Genomic DNA, 18577 nt, shown 5'->3' on the forward strand with positions numbered 1-18577 from the left:
ATTTATGGCAATGAAAGTTGGATTAAGTGGATTTGGAAGAATTGGTAGAGACGTTTTAAGAATCTATGCAGAAAAAGGAATAGAGGACTTTGAAATAGTAGCATTAAATGCATCAGGTGATTTACATGACTTAGCCCATCTATTTAAATATGATACACTTTATGGAAGATTTAAAGGAACCGTAGAAGTAGAAGAAGATGGCTTTGTAATTAATGGCAAGAAAATTAAGGTAGTTGCACACAGAGATCCTGAGCAAATTCCATGGAAAGAATTAGGCGTAGAATTAGTAATAGACTCTACAGGAGCTTTCAGGGACAAGGAAGGATTATCAAAACATATTACTGCTGGAGCTAAAAAAGTTATGATTACTGCACCAGCTAAGAATGAAGATATTACAATAGTAATGGGAGTAAATGAAAAAGACTATGATCCAGCAAATCATCACATTATTTCAAATGCTTCATGTACAACTAACTGTTTAGCACCAGTTGCTAAAGTAATATTAGATAACTTTGGAATTAAAAAAGGTTTAATGACAACAGTTCATGCTTATACAAATGACCAACAAATTCTTGATAAGAGACATAAAGATCTTCGTCGTGCTAGGGCAGCTGCAGAATCTATAATACCAACTACTACAGGTGCTGCTAAAGCTGTAGCATTAGTAATTCCTGAGTTAAAAGGAAAATTAAATGGATTTGCTATGAGAGTACCAACTCCTACTGTTTCAGTAGTAGACGTGGTATTTGAAGTAGAAAAATCCACTACAGCAGAAGAAGTAAACAAAGCATTAAAAGAAGCTAGTGAAGGAGCAATGAATGGCGTATTAGGATTCTCTGATGAACCATTAGTATCTATTGATTATAGAGGAGATTCACATTCTTCAATCGTTGATGGACTTTCAACTATGGTTATAGATAATATGGTTAAAGTTGTATCTTGGTATGATAACGAATGGGGATATTCAGAAAGAGTTGTTGACCTAGCAAGCTATATTGCTAATAAATAATTATAAAGCCCGGTCTTGATATCAAGACCGGCTTTTAAAAACTATATTAAGTAAAAAGGTGGGTTTAGTATGTTGAATAAAAAATCATTAAAAGATTTAAATGTAGAAGGCAAAAAAGTATTAGTAAGATGCGATTTTAATGTGCCTATGGATGAAGACAGAAACATAACAGATGATATAAGAATAACAAGTTCCTTGCCAACAATAAATTATTTAATTGAAAATGGAGCAAGAGTAATACTTATGTCTCATTTAGGAAGACCAAAAGGAGAACCTAACCCAAAATATAGTTTAGGACCAGTAGCAAAAAGATTATCAGAGCTTTTAAATAAAGATGTTGTATTTGCACAAGATGATATGGTGGTTAGTGATAAAGTAAAAGAAATAGTTAATAATATGAAAAATAGTGATGTTGTGCTTTTAGAAAATACTAGATATAGAAAAGAAGAAGAAAAGAAGGAAGAGAATTTTTCTAAAGAGTTAGCTTCTTTAGGAGAACTTTATATTAATGATGCTTTTGGAACGTCTCATAGAGCTCATGCTTCTAACGTTGGTATATCAACTTATCTACCATCAGCTGTAGGTTATTTAGTACAAAAGGAAATAGAAATTATGGGTAAAGCTTTAGAAAATCCAGAAAGACCTTTTGTTGCTATTTTAGGTGGAGCTAAGGTATCGGATAAGATTGGAGTAATTGAAAATTTGTTAAATAAAGTAGATACCATATTAGTTGGTGGAGGAATGGCATATACATTCCTAAAAGCTCAAGGATATGAAATTGGTACTTCAATATTAGAAGAAGATAAAATAGATTTAGCAAAAGGATTACTTAAAAAAGCTGAAGAAAAGAAAGTTAAGCTTTTATTACCAGTAGATGTAGTTGTAGCAAAGGAATTTAAAAATGATACAGAATTTAAAACTGTTAAAATCAATGAAATACCATCAGATATGATGGGATTAGATATGGGAGAAGAAAGTATAAAATTATTCTCAGAAGAAATTAAAAAAGCTAAAACTGTAGTTTGGAATGGACCAATGGGTGTTTTTGAAATGGAAAACTTTAAAAAGGGTACTGATGCAATAGCTAAGGCTATGGCAGAATCTAGTGCTATAACTATAGTTGGTGGTGGAGATAGTGCATCTGCTGTAGAAAAAGCAGGCTATGAAGCTGAAATGACTCATATTTCAACAGGAGGAGGAGCTTCTTTAGAACTGTTAGAAGGAAAAGTTCTACCAGGAATTGCAGCTATTACAGATAAATAAGGGGGAAGATAAATGAGAACTCCGATTATTGCAGGGAATTGGAAAATGAATAATACTATAAGTCAATCCCTACAATTAGTTGAAGAAATAAAATCCTATGACCTAAACGAAAGGGTAGAAGTTGTCCTTTGTGTTCCTTTTACTAATCTTCAAGAAGTTAAAAAATCTATAGAAGGTACTAGTATTAAGCTTGGAGCACAAAATATGCATTGGGAAGAAAGTGGAGCATATACAGGGGAAATTTCACCTTTAATGTTAAAGGAATTGGGAGTAACCTATGTAATAATAGGTCATTCAGAGAGGCGCCAATATTTTAATGAAACTGACGAAACGGTTAATAAAAAAATAAAGGCAGCTTTAAATCATGAATTGAAACCTATTGTATGTGTAGGTGAAACTCTAGAAGAAAGAGAAGCAAATATTGAAAAAGATATAGTAAGAAAACAAGTATTAAAAGCTTTTGATGATATAGAAGGAAAAGAAATCAAAGACATTGTGATTGCCTATGAACCAATATGGGCAATAGGTACAGGAAAGACAGCATCTAGTGAAGATGCTAATGATATGATTGGTTTTATTCGTAAAATAATTGGAGAGAAATATGGTGAAGAAGAAAAGAACATCATAAGAATTCAATATGGAGGTAGTGTAAAACCAAGTAGTATAAAAGAATTAATGGAGAAATCTGAAATAGATGGTGCATTAGTTGGTGGTGCCAGCTTAAAGGCAGAAGATTTCCATAAGTTAATAAACTATTAATTGGAGGAATAACTATGACTAAAAAACCAGTTATGCTAATAATACTAGATGGTTGGGGCATAGGGAAAGACTATCCAGGTAATGCAATAAAACTAGCTAAAACACCTATATTTGACAGGCTAATGAATGAATATCCTAATACTACCTTAGAAGCTAGTGAATTGGCAGTAGGACTTCCTAAAGGGCAAATGGGAAACTCTGAAGTAGGTCATTTAAATATTGGTTCTGGTAGAATTATATATCAAGAGTTAACTAGAATTAGTAAAGCCATAGATGATGGAGATTTCTTTGAAAAGAAGGAATTTTTAGATGCTATAGAAAATGTAAAGAAAAATAATTCTAAAATGCATTTAATGGGTTTAGTATCTGATGGTGGTGTTCATAGTCATAATACTCATTTATATGGATTGCTAGAATTATGTAAGAAGCAAGGTTTAAATGATGTATATGTTCATGTAATTTTAGATGGTAGAGATGTTCCACCTACTATAGGTAGGGAGCATGTAAAAAAATTGGAAGCTAAAATGGAAGAATTAGGTGTAGGTAAGATTGCTACAGTATCAGGTAGATATTATTCCATGGATAGGGATAAAAGATGGGAAAGAATTAAATTAGCTTACGATGCCATGACTTTAGGAGTAGGTAATGAAAACAGTTCACCAGATTTAGCTATTGAAAAATCTTATGATGAAGGTGTAACAGATGAATTTATTATACCAACGGTTATAAAAGAAAACAATTTACCTGTTGCAACTGTAGATAGTAGAGATTCAATAATATTTTTTAACTTTAGACCAGATAGAGCTAGACAAATCACTAGGGCTTTTGTAGATGAAAATTTTGATGGTTTTGCCAGAGAAAAGAAAGTTAATCCTTTCTTTGTAACTATGACAGAATATGATAAGACTATTGAAAATGTTCATGTGGCTTATAAAAATCAGCCTCCTGTAAATACTTTAGGAGAATATATAAGTAAGAAAGGTCTTAATCAGTTAAGAATTGCTGAAACTGAAAAATATGCTCATGTAACTTTCTTCTTTAATGGAGGAGTTGAACAACCTTTTGTTAATGAAGATAGGGCATTAATACCGTCACCAAAAGTAGCAACTTATGATTTAAAACCAGAAATGAGTGCTGTTGAAGTAAAAGAAGAAGTGCTAAACAGACTTAGAATGGATAAATATGATTTAATAATTTTAAACTTTGCTAATCCAGATATGGTAGGTCATACTGGAGTAGTTTCTGCAACAATAAAAGCTATTGAAACCGTAGATAGCTGTCTAGGTGAGATAATAAGTTTATTAGAAGAAAAAGGTGGCAATGCTTTAATAACAGCAGATCATGGAAATGCGGAGATGTTAATAGATGAATCTGATAGCAGTCCAATTACTGCTCATACAACTAATAGGGTCCCACTAATATTAGTAGGAGAAAAAGATGTTAAATTGAAAGAAGGAATTCTAGCAGATTTGGCACCTACTATATTAGAACTAATGAACTTAGAAAAACCTGAAGAAATGACTGGAAATTCATTAATAATCAAGGAATAAAGGAGGAGTAATATATGAGTATAATAACAGATGTATATGCAAGAGAGGTATTGGATTCAAGAGGTAATCCAACAGTTGAGGTAGAAGTATGGACAGAAAATGATGCTTTTGGTAGAGCTTTAGTACCATCAGGAGCCTCTACAGGTGCATTTGAAGCTGTAGAACTAAGAGATGGAGATAAATCTAGATATTTAGGAAAAGGTGTATTAAAAGCCGTAGATAATGTAAATAATATTATTGCAGACGAAATAATAGGTATGGATGTATTTGATCAAGTAGCTATAGATAATTATTTAATAGAGCTTGATGGAACAGAAAATAAAGGTAAATTAGGAGCTAATGCAATCTTAGGGGTATCTCTTGCAGTAGCTAGAGCAGCCGCTGATGAATTGGGTATGCCGCTATATCAATATATTGGTGGAGTTAATGCTAAAGTATTACCTGTTCCAATGATGAACATTTTAAATGGTGGAGAACATGCTGATAATAATGTAGATATACAAGAATTCATGGTTATGCCTGTGGGAGCAGCAAACTTTAGAGAAGCATTAAGAATGGGAGCAGAAATATTCCATAACTTAAGATCAGTTCTAAAAGCTAAAGGATTAAACACATCTGTTGGTGATGAAGGTGGATTTGCTCCAAACTTATCAAGCAACGAAGAAGCTTTAAAAACTATAGTAGAAGCTATAGAAAAAGCTGGTTATAAACCAGGGGTAGATGTATTCTTAGCTTTAGACGTAGCTGCTACAGAAATGTATGATGAAGCGAGAAAAGTTTATAAACTTGAAGGTGAAGGAAGAGAATTATCAGTTGAGCAAATGATAGATTATTATGCAGAAATGGTAGAAAAATATCCAATTATTTCTATAGAAGATGGTTTAGCTGAAGATGATTGGGATGGTTGGAAAGCTTTAACAGAAAGATTAGGTGATAAAATTCAACTTGTTGGAGATGACCTATTCGTTACTAATACAAAGAGATTAGAAAAAGGTATAGACTTAGGAGTATCTAATTCAGTATTAGTAAAGCTGAACCAAATTGGTACTTTAACTGAAACTTTAAATACTATTGAAATGGCTAAAGTAAATGGATATACAGCAGTAGTATCCCATAGATCTGGAGAAACAGAAGATACAACTATTGCAGACTTAGTAGTAGCAACTAATGCTGGCCAAATAAAGACTGGTGCACCATCAAGAACAGATAGAGTTGCAAAATACAATCAATTATTAAGAATAGAAGATCAATTAGGAGATATTAGCGAATATAGAGGGAAAAAAGCATTCTATAACATAAAGAAATAAAAAATTAAACTCAAATAAGGAGATAATAAGACATTTTATTATTTCCTTATTTTTATTTATAAATTTATATTATTGTAATATATAAGATTAAAACTACATAAAGAACTTTTAAAGTTGATTTTTATTAAAATAACAAATATAATAAGATTAATGGAAAATTTATCTTTTTAAATAACAATTTTTGCTTTTATTCATTTTTTAGAAATTACAACCAAATACATAAATAGGTGTCAATTATGTTTTAAACATAAACATGAATTGGTGAAAAGGGAAGATGGGTGAAACTCCCACGCGGTCACGCCACTGTATAAGAAGAGTCTTTCAAGTGATACCACTGATTTTTTAATCGGGAAGGTTTGGAAGATGATGATACTTAAGCCAGGAGACCTGCCTATTTGTTACACCATTATACTCTGCGAGGGATAGGGAGGTGTTATTATTGTATATAAATAATTGTTTTTATAATACTTAAAAACCTTTTAACTATCTTAGTTGAAAGGTTTTTTCTATTAATTAAAATAAAGTAAGGAGGTGCTACATTGAAATCTGATAATGGAATTAAGTTGAACGAACAAGAAGAAAACCTGATAGATTTAATTAGAGAAACAGAATTTGGAGAAATTAAAATTATTATTCAAAATAGTATTCCTATAAGAGTAGAAGAGGTTAAGAAGTCTATAAAACTTTAATAATATACTGACCAGAAAACTGGAGGTAGCCCAAGATTTAAAAGAGCTTCCTGTAGTTTTTTTTATTTCTATAACTAAATATTACATAGTAAAGGAGAGATGGTATATGAAAAGGTACAATAAGATATTATCAATACTGCTTATATTAAGTATTCTAATGTCACCTATTTCAGGTTTATTTAACAGTTACATCGTTAATGCAGAGAGTCAAGTTCCAGCAGAAATGCCAACCAATTTGATAGATGAAATAGGTGATTTAGAAAAGTTGGATGTTCAGGAGATAACAGATAAAACAGGGTCTCAAGAATTAGTTGATGAAGTAAGTATGTCAGAAGAAACAGATGAAAAAAAAGAAAATATATCAGAAAGTATAGATGAAAATGTACCAGTAATCGACCATATTACACTTGATTCTAGTGAAGATAAAGAACCAAGAATCGAAACTAACTTAGAAGATATGGCAACAAAATCAGATAAACTGACATTTGATTTATGGGTAAAAGATAGCAATGGAAATAAAATAGATGATTCTTATGTTAAGGTCACAAATAATGGAGAACCTGTTAGCGCCACTTGGGACGATCTAGAAAAGACCAGCTATACTTTAGATTTAAGAGTAGGTACAAATAATATTGAAATTAATGTAACTTATAATGAAAAAAACTACTTAGCAGAATACACAATAATTCGTGAAGAGGCAGAGGATGAAGAAGTAATTGGTACTATTACCTTTACTATGGAAGCTTTCACAATAGGTATAGGATATTTAATAGAGCCTATTCAAGTTGATATTCACAAAGGGCGAAATGCAGCTCAGGAATTAGTTCAAATATTAAAAGACAATGGATATGACTATGATCATAGTGGAAACCTCGAAAGTGGTTTTTATTTATCATATCTTTTGGATGATACAAATACAATTTATAAGACAACCCCTAGTATTCCAGAAGTACTGAAAGAAAAGTTAGAAGGAGTTTATGATGAAGAGGATTACTCATATGGAGAGTTAGGAGAGTTTAACTTTAACTCTATGTCAGGCTGGATGTATGCTGTAAATAACGTGTTTCCAAATGTTGGTTTTTCTGATAAATATCTTCAAGATGGAGATATAGTGCGTGTACAATTCACATTAGCCTATGGTAACGATATTGGTGGTTCCGATGCTTTAGGCGGAGGAAGTGGAAGTGAATTTTTCCCTAAGGTAAATAAAGGTGAATTGATTAAAAAAATAGCTGAAATTAATAGTAGTGGCGATAAAGAAGAGTACTTATCAAGCAGCAGAGTAAAAGAGGCTTATGACAATGGGATGTATATTCTTCAAAAAATAGATGCTACTCAACAAGAAATTGATGATGCATATCAAAAGTTAACTAATTCATTATCAACTCCAAAAGACATAGAGCCACCAGTAATGACAGTGAAAGGATTAAATAATGGAGAAACAGTAACAGAGAAAGAATTAACTTTCATAACAACTGCAATAGATGATGTAGATGGAAAGATAACTCCAGTAATTAAACATAATGGAAGTATTGTAACGGGAACAGATGGAAAATATTATGTTTTATTAACAGATGGTGAAAATACTATAACAATAGAAGCAACAGATTCATCAGGAAATAGGTCTGATTACATATATAAATTAATATATAAACCTTTGATTAAAGTAGATTCAATAATTCTAGATAAATTAGATATTGAACTATTAGAAGGAGAAGCCTTAGAATTAAATCCAACTATAATCCCTAATAATGCAACAAATAAAAATATTATCTGGGAAAGTAACAATGAAGAAATAGTAAAAGTAAATAGTAATGGAAAAGTATCAGGAATAAAAAAAGGAACAGCGACAATTATAGCAACAACGGAAGATGGAAATAAGAAAGCAACTTGTTCTGTAACTGTAAATAGAAAAGATAATAAAGTATTAACACCAAAAGAACAAGTTCAAAAGAATCTTAAATATATTTTAAAAAACACCCAAGATCCAATTTTTGGAACAGGTGGGGGAGAATGGTCTATCCTTTCATTAGCAAGAGGTGAATATCCAGTACCTAAAGGATACTATGATACTTACTATAATAATGTGGTTAATGAAGTAAAAAGATTAATGGAACAAAATAAAGGTAAACTTCATAGAGCAAAAGGAACTGAACATTCTAGATTAATATTAGGACTTAGTTCTATAGGAAAAGACATAACTAATGTAGGTGGCTATGATATAAGAGAAGCTTTAGCGGATTATAATTATGTGATTAAACAAGGAATAAATGGACCTATATTTGCTTTAATAGGATTCGACACAAATAATTATGAAATACCCATAGTAGAAGGAGTGAAGGTTCAAACTACAAGAGATAATCTTATTAAGTATATCTTAGATGAAGAAATAAATAAAGGAACTGAAAATGCAGGTGGATGGGCATTGGGAGGAAATACACCTGATCCAGATATAACTGCAATGGCAATACAAGGACTTACTCCGTATTATAAGTCTAATCCAAAGGTAAAAGCAGCAGTAGATAGAGCAATTACTTGGCTATCAAAAGCTCAAAAAAATGACGGTGGATACTCTAGCTGGGGAAGTATAAATTCTGAGAGTATAGCTCAAGTAGTTGTAGCTTTAACAGGATTGGAAATTGATCCTCATACAGATCCAAGGTTTGTTAAGAATGGTAATTCAGCTATAGATGCTTTAATGACTTTTGCATTGCCGGATGGTGGATTTATGCATGTAAAAGCAGGTCAAAATACTGGAGGAGGACCATCTATAGGGGGACAAGTAGATGGCATGGCTACAGATCAAGGGACATATGCTCTTATTGCATATGATAGATTTATAGAAGGTAAGAATCGTCTATATGATATGAGCGATGCAAAAGAGGCAAAGCCAGAACAGCCAAAGCCAGAACAGCCAAAGCCAGAACAGCCAAAGCCAGAACAGCCAGCACCAGGGGCAACAAAAAAATATGTTACTCTATCAATAGATAAATTAACTATTAATAAAGGTCATGTTCTTAAACCTACAAAAGTAGAGCTTAAAACAGGTGATACAGTTTGGACACTATTGAAAAGAGAGATGGATAAGCGTGGTATAGAATATACCTATGTTTGGACTCCAAAGTATAATAGTGTGTATATAGAATGGATAGATGGAGATGGAGAATTTGACCATGGTAGTGGTAGTGGCTGGATGTATAATGTAGATGGCTGGTATCCTAACTATGGGGCAAGTGCATATAAATTAAAAGATGGAGAAGTTGTACAGTGGAGATATACTACTAATTTAGGAGAAGATCTTGGAGAAGATATTACTAAATGGGATCAGCCAACTATAACTGTTGAAGGTATAAAAGATGGAAAAGAAGTAACAGAAAAGGAATTAACATTTAAGGTTATAGGGAGGGCAACATATGGACCTATAAAAGGTGAAAATACAACTTTAATAGTTAAGTTAAATGGAGTAGAAGTAAGAGGAACAAATGGGAGCTATAAGATTATATTAAAAGATGGAGAGAATATAGTAGAAATAACAGCTATAGATTCAGAAGGAAATAGAAGGGATGAGACATATAAGGTAACATATAAAATACTAGGTTCAGTAAATTCCAATAACTCAGCATATCCAAATAATTCAGTAGATACGAATAAATCAACAAATTTAGAATGGAAAGCTGGAAACAAAAGTCTAACGGATGTTAGCATAAACAAACTATACTCAGATTCAAAATCTATTTCATCATGGGCTTTCGAGTATGTTAAAAAAGCTACACAAAAAGGATTTATAGAAGGTAGCAATGGTAAATTTAATCCAAAAGCTAATATTACAAGGGTAGAATTTATAAAGGTAATGACGTCTATATTAGGCCTCGATCTTAAAATTGATAATGTTATTAACTTTATAGATGTTAATCAGAAAGATTGGTTTTATCCTTATATAAATGCCGCATATAAAGCAGGTATTGTAGAAGGGAACGAAAATAAATTTAATCCAAAGGATAATATTACTCGTGAACAAATGGCAGCTATAATTGTAAGGGCATTGGATTTAAAGTATGTCAAGCCAAATATCATAATTAAAGATATAGATAAAGTATCTGATTGGGCAAAAAAAGATGTAGAAACAGTTGTGGTTCTGGGATTAATGACTGGAGATAATGGAAAATTTGATCCAAAATCTTTTGCTACAAGAGAAATGGCAACTGTAGTAGCCATGAGAGGGTATAATTACAAGCATTTAAACAAACTAGAGGATAAAAAAATAGATGTAGATAAAGTAGAGCATTTAGATGTCAAGGAACAGATTAATAAAACAGCAGAATTTATGCAAAAAACAATTACTGATCCAATTATAGCCAGTGTTGGTGGAGAGTGGACAGTCTTTGGACTGGCTCGTTCTGGTGTTGAAGTTCCTAATAGCTACTACAGCAAATATTATTCAACTGTAGAAAAAACTTTAAAGGAAAAAGAAGGAAAGCTACATCATATAAAATATACAGAATACGACAGAGTTATTTTAGCACTAACATCAATAGGGAAAGATGTTACAAATGTAGCTGGATATGATTTAACAAAACCTCTTGCAGATTTTGACACTTTAATAAAACAAGGCATCAATGGACCAATATTTGCTTTAATAGCGCTTGATAGCAATAACTATGAAATACCTATAGACAGAGAAGTAAAAACCCAGACTACAAGAGATATGCTTGTGAAATTTATCTTAGGTAGAGAGATAAAAGGTGGAGGATGGGCATTAGGAGAGAAACCTTCTGAGGCAGATCCAGATATAACAGCAATGGCTATACAAGGACTTACTCCATATTATAATAGACCTGAAGTTAAAGCAGCAGTAGATAGAGGACTTGAATGGTTATCAAAAGCTCAACATGAAGATGGTGGGTATTTTAGCTGGGGATCTATTAACTCCGAAAGTATAGCTCAAGTTGTTGTAGCTTTAACAGGATTGGGCATTGATCCACATAATGATCCAAGATTTATTAAAAATGGTAATTCAGCTATGGATGCACTACTAGGATTTGCTGTATCGGAAGGAGGATTCTACCATGTAAAACCAGGTGGAAAAGGTAATGGTGGAGCAAAACCAGGAGATGTTGACCCTATGGCTACAGATCAAGCAATGTATGCTATTGTAGCATATAATAGGTTTGTTAATGGACAAAATCATTTATATAATATGACAGATGTAAAAAAATAGTATTTTAAAGAAGGGTAAAGTTTCTTTACCCTTCTTTAAAAATTAAGGTGGTAATTAAATGAGAAAGAAGAAAATTCAATTAACACTATTTATAATGGCTATATTGACCATAGCATTTTTTGGGGGAGGAAATAAAGAAGTAGTTCCCCTAAGTATGGAGCAAATGGAAAAAGATGCGGGAATTGTTGAAGATACATCTCCTTCTAATAATGATATTAGTATAGAAGCTAATGAGAAAAATGAAGATATCAGAGACATAGAAAATAGTGAAAAAGAAGAAAGCAAATTACAAGGGGATTTAGTAAAAGAATCAGAAGAAGAATCTCTAGGTTTAGAAATAGATTCAGAGAAAAAATACATAGATAAAAAGGATAATGATAAGAAAGCAGATAAGCAAAAAGAAATTAAAAGAGAACAAACTAATAAAATAGAAACCAAAGAAGAAAATGCTAAAAAGGGGAAGAATGAAAAAGCAAAGATAATAGCACAAGATAAAAAAAATATAGATGAAAAAGATAAGTATCTAACAGACCCAGTTCCAGAAGGGAAACCTGAACCAGTTGAATGGCAAGACATAACAATAAATAAAGAAAATACATTAACTGCTACATTATCAGTAACCTGCAAAACCATATTAAATAATATGCATTTATTTAATATGGATAAACTTGAAGTATTGCCTGAAGATGGTATTATTTATGCTACGAAAAAGGTTGTTTTCTATGAAGGAGAGTCTGTATTTGATGTTTTGCTAAGAGAAATGCAAGAAAATAAAATCCATATGGAATTTGTAATGACACCTATATATAACAGTAATTATATTGCAGGAATTAACAATATATATGAATTTGATTGTGGAGAGCTTAGTGGTTGGATGTATAGAGTAAATGGTTGGTTTCCAAACTATGGTGCCAGCAGATATCAATTACAAGATGGTGATAAAATTGAGTGGATTTATACATGTGACTTAGGGCGTGATATAGGTGGAGATTGGGCAGTTACGGGAGGAGAAGAATGATGAGAGATAGTTTCTCTACTTTCCATCCTATTATAAATTTTACTTATTTTATAGCTGTAATAGTCTTTAGTATGTTTTTTATGCACCCAGCATTTCAGGGTATAGCATTTATAAGTGCTTTTACTTATTCTCTTATGATAAAGGGGAAAAGTGGGCTTAAGTTTAATATTTTATATATGTTACCTATGCTCCTATTTATGGCTATGATAAATCCTGCCTTTAATCATGCTGGAGTAACTATTTTATTCTATTTAAAAAGTGGAAACCCAATTACATTTGAATCTATAATTTATGGCATATCAGCAGCTTTTATGTTTATAACAGTAATTTTATGGTTTTCTTGTTATAATTCAGTAATGACATCAGATAAATTTATTTACTTATTTGGAAGGGTTATACCAGCGTTATCATTAATTTTTTCAATGGTACTTCGTTTTGTTCCTAGGTATATAGAACAAATAAAAGTAATTTCTAATGCTCAAAAATGCATAGGGAGAGATATATCTCAAGGTAATATAATTAAAAGAGCTAAGAATGGTATTAAAATCTTATCAATCATGGCTACATGGGCTTTGGAAAATGCTATTGAAACAGCAGACTCTATGAAATCTAGAGGCTACGGATTGCCAGGAAGGACTAGCTTTTCAATATTTCGTTTTGATAATAGGGACAAAGTAATTTTTGGAGTTATGATAGGATTAATCGGCATTGTCTTAGTTGGGGCTGCAATGGGACAAAATACAATTCGTTTTTTCCCTTCTATAAAAATTGTAAATATTACAGTATTTAGCGTGTTGATATATATATCTTATTTTATATTATGTATGATACCAGTCATTATTAATATTCAGGAGGCAATCAAATGGAAGCATATAGAATCGAGGATCTAAGTTTTTCATACCCTGAAAGCTCTAAGAAAGCTCTTTCCAATATAAATCTTAGTATAGATAGTGGGGAATTTATAATCATATGTGGGAAATCTGGTTCTGGGAAGAGTACATTATTAAAACAATTTAAAACTATTCTTACACCTCATGGAAAAAGTGAAGGAGAAATATATTTTTATGGACAACCTCTATCAGAAGTTAAAAGTTCTAAACAAGTTTCTGAAATTGGTTATGTACTTCAGAGTCCTGACAATCAAATTGTTACAGATAAAGTATGGCATGAACTTGCATTTGGATTAGAGAGCTTGGGCTATGACAATAGTACAATTCGTCTTCGCGTAGCTGAAATGGCAAGTTTTTTTGGAATACATACTTGGTTTCATAAAAAAGTTACGGAGCTTTCAGGAGGACAAAAACAAATTTTGAATTTGGCAGGGATTATGGCTATGCAACCTAAGGTTCTAATACTTGATGAACCCACATCTCAGCTAGATCCTATTGCAGCTTTAGATTTTCTAGAAACAATAAAAAAAATAAATAGGGAACTAGGTATAACAATTATCATGAGTGAGCATCGATTAGAAGAAATAATTCCTATGGCAGACCGTCTAATAGTCATAGATGAAGGCATGATTATTGCCAATGATTTGCCACAAGTTGTAGGAGATAAATTAAGTAAAATGAAACACCCTATGTTTTCTGCTATGACATCAGCTATGCAAATTTATAAAGGGGTAGAAGATGATAAAAACTGTCCTATTACTATAAAGGAAGGAAGAAAATGGATTAGTAAATTTATGGACGGAAAGACTATTAAAGAGGAATTATGTATAGTGGAAAATTTAAATAAATCAAGAAATATAGCAATAAAATTGAAAGATATATGGTTTAGATATGAAAGAAATATGCCTGATACTATAAAAGATCTATCCTTAGAAGTTAGGGAAGGAGAATTTTATTGTATTGTAGGAGGTAATGGAACAGGTAAGACGACGGCGTTATCCATAATTAGTGGTATAAATATTCCTTATAGAGGCAAAGTTTTAATAAATGGTAAAGATATTAGAAAGATGAGTACTAAAGAACTTTTTAAAAATAATTTGGGAATACTTCCTCAGAATCCTCAAAATTTATTTGTAAAAAAGACAGTAGAATTAGATTTATATGAGATACTATCTGATACAAAATTGAATAAAGAAGAAAAGTCATATAAAGTAAAGAAAATAGTAGAAATTATGGAGTTAAATAATTTACTAGATATGCATCCCTATGATTTAAGCGGAGGGGAGCAGCAAAGGGCTGCTCTTGCTAAGGTTCTTTTATTAGAACCTAAAATATTATTATTAGATGAACCAACTAAAGGATTGGATAATTTCTTTAAGGAAAAATTAGCAGAAATTTTAAAATCTCTAATTAGACAAGGAGTAACTATAGTTATGGTATCTCATGATATTGAATTTTGTGGGAAATATGCAGATGTTTGTGCAATGTTTTTTGATGGAAGTATAATCACTGTTAATAATACAAGAGAGTTTTTTTCAGGAAATAGCTTTTATACTACTTCAGCTAATCGTATAGCTAGGCACATATGTAGAGAGGTAGTAACTATAGAGGATGTGATTAAACTATGCAGGAAGAACGATTAAAAAATAATTCTTTAAGTCGTAGAACTTTAATATCATCAATTCTTATTTTATTTATAATTCCTGTTACTATTTTATTTGGTATATTTTTCTTAAATGATAGAAAATATTATTTTATTAGCCTTTTAATTATAATTTATACTATGATTCCTTTTGCTATGATTTTTGAGAAGAGAGAACCTCAAGCACGAGAATTAATTATTATTGCAGTATTATCAGCCGTTGCTGTTGCAGGAAGAGGAGCTTTTTTTATGCTGCACCAGTTTAAGCCTGTTGTGGCTATTGTAATTATATCAGGTGTTTGTTTAGGAGCAGAATCTGGTTTTCTTGTAGGTGCAATTACAGGATTTGTTTCTAATTTTTTCTTTGGACAGGGACCATGGACACCATGGCAGATGTTTTGTTTTGGAATTATTGGATTCTTGGCTGGCATTTTATTTAAGAAAGGAATTCTTAAAAAAAAAGATTATCTTTATGTATTTATGGTGGATTATCGACATTTTTCATATATGGAGGAATTATTAATATAGGAAGTCTATTAATATTTACATCTCAATTTTCATGGAAGGCTTTGTTAGCAACTTATATTTCAGGATTTTGGTTTGATATGGTTCATTCTATTGCTACAGTTTTTTTCTTGTTTTTTATTTCTGAGCCTATGATTGAAAAATTGGACCGAATTAAAATTAAGTATGGCCTTATTGATATAGAGTAGATATGTAGGGGTATATTATTTATGAACTTGGCTTAAGATATAATGTGTAAAAATAGTAAGGCATCTCCCTTACTATTTCTTACCTTATAGAATTAATCTGTCTATTGATTTTATAGTGTCACTATGTTAAAATATTGTTGTTTATGGCAATGATGAAGTTAATATTCATTTCACATATAGGAGGTGTAAATATGACAATTTTATTTTCAATTTTAATTCTTTTATCAAGTTTAGCATTAATCATTAGTGTACTATTACAGGAAAGCAAGTCAGAAGGATTAGGAGCTATAGGTGGTGGATCTACTAATTCTTTGTGGGGTAAAAATAGAGGAACAAGCTATGAAGATATGCTTAAAAGAATTACTACAGTTTCGGCCGTTATTTTTATAATATCTGCTTTAGTTTTAGCGGCAGTGAAATAAATAGAAATAAATAAAAAGGAGGTATGTTAAATGGAGTTCGCAGTAACAGCTGCACCAATAGTCGGTATAATAGCCCTGTTATTTGCTTTTTATAAAGCGAGTACAATCGATAAAGTTAGTCCTGGCAATGATAGAATGAAAGAAATTTCGACTTATATCCAAGAAGGTGCTATGGCTTTTCTAAGGAGAGAATATAGATCCTTAGCTATTTTTGTTGTTGCACTATTTATTATTTTAACATTTGTAATTAATCTTAGCACAGCAATTTGTTTCGTACTAGGAGCACTATTCTCAATTTTAGCAGGATATTTTGGAATGAAGGTAGCTACAAAGGCTAACGTAAGAACTGCTAATGCAGCAATGGAAAGTGGAATGACAAAAGCTTTAAATGTAGCATTTTCAGGTGGAGCAGTAATGGGAATGTGTGTTGTAGGTTTAGGTATTTTAGGTGTTGGGGAGCTATACATAATATTTAGGGACCCTAACATTATAACAGGATTTGGTTTAGGAGCTTCATCAATAGCTTTATTTGCTCGTGTTGGTGGAGGAATTTATACTAAAGCAGCAGACGTTGGTGCTGACTTAGTAGGTAAAGTAGAAGCAGGAATACCTGAAGATGACCCAAGAAACCCAGCTGTTATAGCTGATAACGTTGGAGATAATGTAGGAGACGTAGCTGGTATGGGTGCCGACTTATTTGAATCTTATGTAGGAGCAATAATATCAGCGATCACTTTAGGATTAGTAGCTTATGGAGAAAATGGAGTTACTTTTGCATTAGCTTTATCAGCATGTGGAATAATTGCTTCAATAATAGGCGTTTATTTTGTTAGAGGGGACAAAGATCCTCAAAAAGCTTTAAATAATGGTACTTTAGTAAGTTCAGCTATTACTTTAATAGCAGCATTTTTCTTAAGTAATTCTATTTTAGGATCATACAAGCCATTTATAGCTATATTATCAGGATTAGCAGTAGGACTTATAATTGCAAGAATAACAGAATATTATACATCTGGAGATTACAAACCAGTTAAGAGAATTGCAAAAGAATCAGAAACTGGAGCATCTACTAATATTATAGGTGGACTATCTATAGGTATGATGTCTACAGCTGGACCAATAGTTGTAATTGCAATAGGTATATTAGTAGCTTTCTATGTATCTGGTGGAGCAGCTGAGACAGCTGTTGGATTGTATGGAATTGCTTTAGCAGCAGTTGGAATGCTTTCTACAGCAGGTATGACTATAGCAGTAGATGCTTATGGTCCAATCGCAGATAATGCTGGTGGAATTGCTGAAATGTGTGAATTACCATCAGACGTTAGAAAAATTACAGATAAATTAGACTCTGTTGGAAATACGACAGCAGCAGTAGGTAAAGGATTTGCTATAGGTTCAGCAGCTTTAACTGCTTTAGCTTTATTTGCATCCTATACACAAGCTGTACAACTTAGTGGAATTAACTTAACAGAACCATCTGTTATAGCAGGATTATTCATTGGAGGAATGCTTCCGTTCCTATTCTCGGCTATGACTATGGATGCTGTAGGAAAAGCAGCATTTAGTATGATTGAAGAAGTAAGAAGACAATTTAGAGAAATTCCAGGTATTATGGAAGGTAAAGCTACTCCTGAATATAGTACTTGTGTTGATATCAGTACAAAAGCAGCATTAAGAGAGATGATTATACCAGGTGTGCTAGCAGTAATAGTACCAATAGCTGTTGGTTTATTATTAGGACCAGAAGCTTTAGGTGGATTATTAGCTGGTGGTTTAGTAACAGGAGTATTAATGGCTATATTCATGGCTAATGCTGGTGGAGCGTGGGACAACGCTAAGAAGTATATTGAAGAAGGACATCACGGTGGAAAGGGCAGTGAAGCTCATAAAGCAGCTGTTACTGGAGATACTGTAGGAGATCCATTTAAAGATACATCAGGACCATCATTAAACATATTGATAAAATTAATGACTATAGTAGCTTTAGTATTTGCCCAATTGTTTGTAAATTATGGTGGAATATTATTTTAATTAAATAGAATAAATTTAGCCCATATCTTTATAAAGATATGGGCTTTTTAAGTAAAGTTTTATTTT

General features: G+C 32.0%; 13 protein-coding genes and 1 riboswitch. All 13 genes read left to right on the top strand.

Annotated features, from left to right (window positions below; all coding sequences use genetic code 11):
* Positions 1-4: 4 nt before the first annotated feature.
* The 13 genes from gap to KQI42_RS07730 all read left to right on the top strand — a co-directional run bounded on the left by gap (position 5) and on the right by KQI42_RS07730 (position 18511).
* Positions 5-1009 carry a type I glyceraldehyde-3-phosphate dehydrogenase gene (gene gap / locus KQI42_RS07670; RefSeq protein WP_216518461.1) on the top strand — a complete coding sequence of 335 codons (1005 nt, stop codon included), beginning with the start codon at positions 5-7 and terminating at the stop codon, positions 1007-1009.
* 72 nt (positions 1010-1081) lie between these two features.
* Positions 1082-2272 (top strand): phosphoglycerate kinase, encoded by a 1191-nt coding sequence (locus KQI42_RS07675; RefSeq protein ID WP_216518624.1) that lies wholly within the window; start codon positions 1082-1084, stop codon positions 2270-2272.
* 12 nt (positions 2273-2284) lie between these two features.
* Positions 2285-3031 carry a triose-phosphate isomerase gene (gene tpiA, locus KQI42_RS07680; RefSeq protein WP_216518463.1) on the top strand — a complete coding sequence of 249 codons (747 nt, stop codon included), beginning with the start codon at positions 2285-2287 and terminating at the stop codon, positions 3029-3031.
* Between the two features lie 14 nt (positions 3032-3045).
* Positions 3046-4581 (top strand): 2,3-bisphosphoglycerate-independent phosphoglycerate mutase, encoded by a 1536-nt coding sequence (gene gpmI / locus KQI42_RS07685; protein ID WP_216518465.1) that lies wholly within the window; start codon positions 3046-3048, stop codon positions 4579-4581.
* A 14-nt stretch (positions 4582-4595) separates the two neighbouring features.
* The gene (gene eno, locus KQI42_RS07690) at positions 4596-5888 is read left to right on the top strand and encodes a phosphopyruvate hydratase (RefSeq protein WP_216518467.1); all 1293 of its coding nucleotides are present in this window, start codon (positions 4596-4598) and stop codon (positions 5886-5888) included.
* A gap of 208 nt (positions 5889-6096) precedes the next feature.
* Positions 6097-6297: riboswitch (cobalamin riboswitch) on the top strand.
* A gap of 130 nt (positions 6298-6427) precedes the next feature.
* Positions 6428-6577 (top strand): DUF2292 domain-containing protein, encoded by a 150-nt coding sequence (locus tag KQI42_RS07695; protein WP_246566246.1) that lies wholly within the window; start codon positions 6428-6430, stop codon positions 6575-6577.
* Positions 6578-6683: 106 nt separating this feature from the next.
* Positions 6684-11795, top strand: coding sequence for an S-layer homology domain-containing protein (locus tag KQI42_RS07700; protein WP_216518469.1), 5112 nt, complete (start codon positions 6684-6686; stop codon positions 11793-11795).
* 58 nt (positions 11796-11853) lie between these two features.
* Positions 11854-12813, top strand: a complete 960-nt coding sequence (locus KQI42_RS07705; protein ID WP_216518471.1) for a DUF4430 domain-containing protein — start codon at positions 11854-11856, stop codon at positions 12811-12813.
* Positions 12810-13703, top strand: a complete 894-nt coding sequence (locus KQI42_RS07710; protein WP_216518473.1) for an energy-coupling factor transporter transmembrane component T — start codon at positions 12810-12812, stop codon at positions 13701-13703. Before KQI42_RS07705 ends, KQI42_RS07710 begins: the two co-directional genes overlap by 4 nt.
* Positions 13676-15346 carry an ABC transporter ATP-binding protein gene (locus KQI42_RS07715; protein WP_216518476.1) on the top strand — a complete coding sequence of 557 codons (1671 nt, stop codon included), beginning with the start codon at positions 13676-13678 and terminating at the stop codon, positions 15344-15346. Before KQI42_RS07710 ends, KQI42_RS07715 begins: the two co-directional genes overlap by 28 nt.
* Positions 15328-15873 carry an ECF transporter S component gene (locus KQI42_RS07720; protein WP_216518478.1) on the top strand — a complete coding sequence of 182 codons (546 nt, stop codon included), beginning with the start codon at positions 15328-15330 and terminating at the stop codon, positions 15871-15873. The genes KQI42_RS07715 and KQI42_RS07720 overlap by 19 nt, the downstream gene beginning before the upstream one ends.
* A gap of 376 nt (positions 15874-16249) precedes the next feature.
* Positions 16250-16480, top strand: a complete 231-nt coding sequence (gene secG / locus KQI42_RS07725; RefSeq protein ID WP_216518480.1) for a preprotein translocase subunit SecG — start codon at positions 16250-16252, stop codon at positions 16478-16480.
* Positions 16481-16510: 30 nt separating this feature from the next.
* Positions 16511-18511, top strand: coding sequence for a sodium-translocating pyrophosphatase (locus KQI42_RS07730; RefSeq protein ID WP_216518482.1), 2001 nt, complete (start codon positions 16511-16513; stop codon positions 18509-18511).
* The last annotated feature ends 66 nt before the right edge of the window (positions 18512-18577 follow it).

The organism is Tissierella simiarum (genome assembly GCF_018917865.1).
Taxonomy (GTDB): domain Bacteria; phylum Bacillota; class Clostridia; order Tissierellales; family Tissierellaceae; genus Tissierella_C; species Tissierella_C simiarum.

What these genes read in the sequence shown, in the direction of transcription:
- eno (WP_216518467.1), top strand. Translation starts at nt 4,596, where the DNA reads ATGAGTATAATAACAGATGTATATGCAAGAGAGGTATTGGATTCAAGA.
- gap (WP_216518461.1), top strand. Translation starts at nt 5, where the DNA reads ATGGCAATGAAAGTTGGATTAAGTGGATTTGGAAGAATTGGTAGAGAC.
- KQI42_RS07715 (WP_216518476.1), top strand. Translation starts at nt 13,676, where the DNA reads ATGGAAGCATATAGAATCGAGGATCTAAGTTTTTCATACCCTGAAAGC.
- tpiA (WP_216518463.1), top strand. Translation starts at nt 2,285, where the DNA reads ATGAGAACTCCGATTATTGCAGGGAATTGGAAAATGAATAATACTATA.
- secG (WP_216518480.1), top strand. Translation starts at nt 16,250, where the DNA reads ATGACAATTTTATTTTCAATTTTAATTCTTTTATCAAGTTTAGCATTA.
- KQI42_RS07710 (WP_216518473.1), top strand. Translation starts at nt 12,810, where the DNA reads ATGATGAGAGATAGTTTCTCTACTTTCCATCCTATTATAAATTTTACT.
- KQI42_RS07720 (WP_216518478.1), top strand. Translation starts at nt 15,328, where the DNA reads ATGCAGGAAGAACGATTAAAAAATAATTCTTTAAGTCGTAGAACTTTA.
- gpmI (WP_216518465.1), top strand. Translation starts at nt 3,046, where the DNA reads ATGACTAAAAAACCAGTTATGCTAATAATACTAGATGGTTGGGGCATA.
- KQI42_RS07705 (WP_216518471.1), top strand. Translation starts at nt 11,854, where the DNA reads ATGAGAAAGAAGAAAATTCAATTAACACTATTTATAATGGCTATATTG.
- KQI42_RS07700 (WP_216518469.1), top strand. Translation starts at nt 6,684, where the DNA reads ATGAAAAGGTACAATAAGATATTATCAATACTGCTTATATTAAGTATT.
- KQI42_RS07730 (WP_216518482.1), top strand. Translation starts at nt 16,511, where the DNA reads ATGGAGTTCGCAGTAACAGCTGCACCAATAGTCGGTATAATAGCCCTG.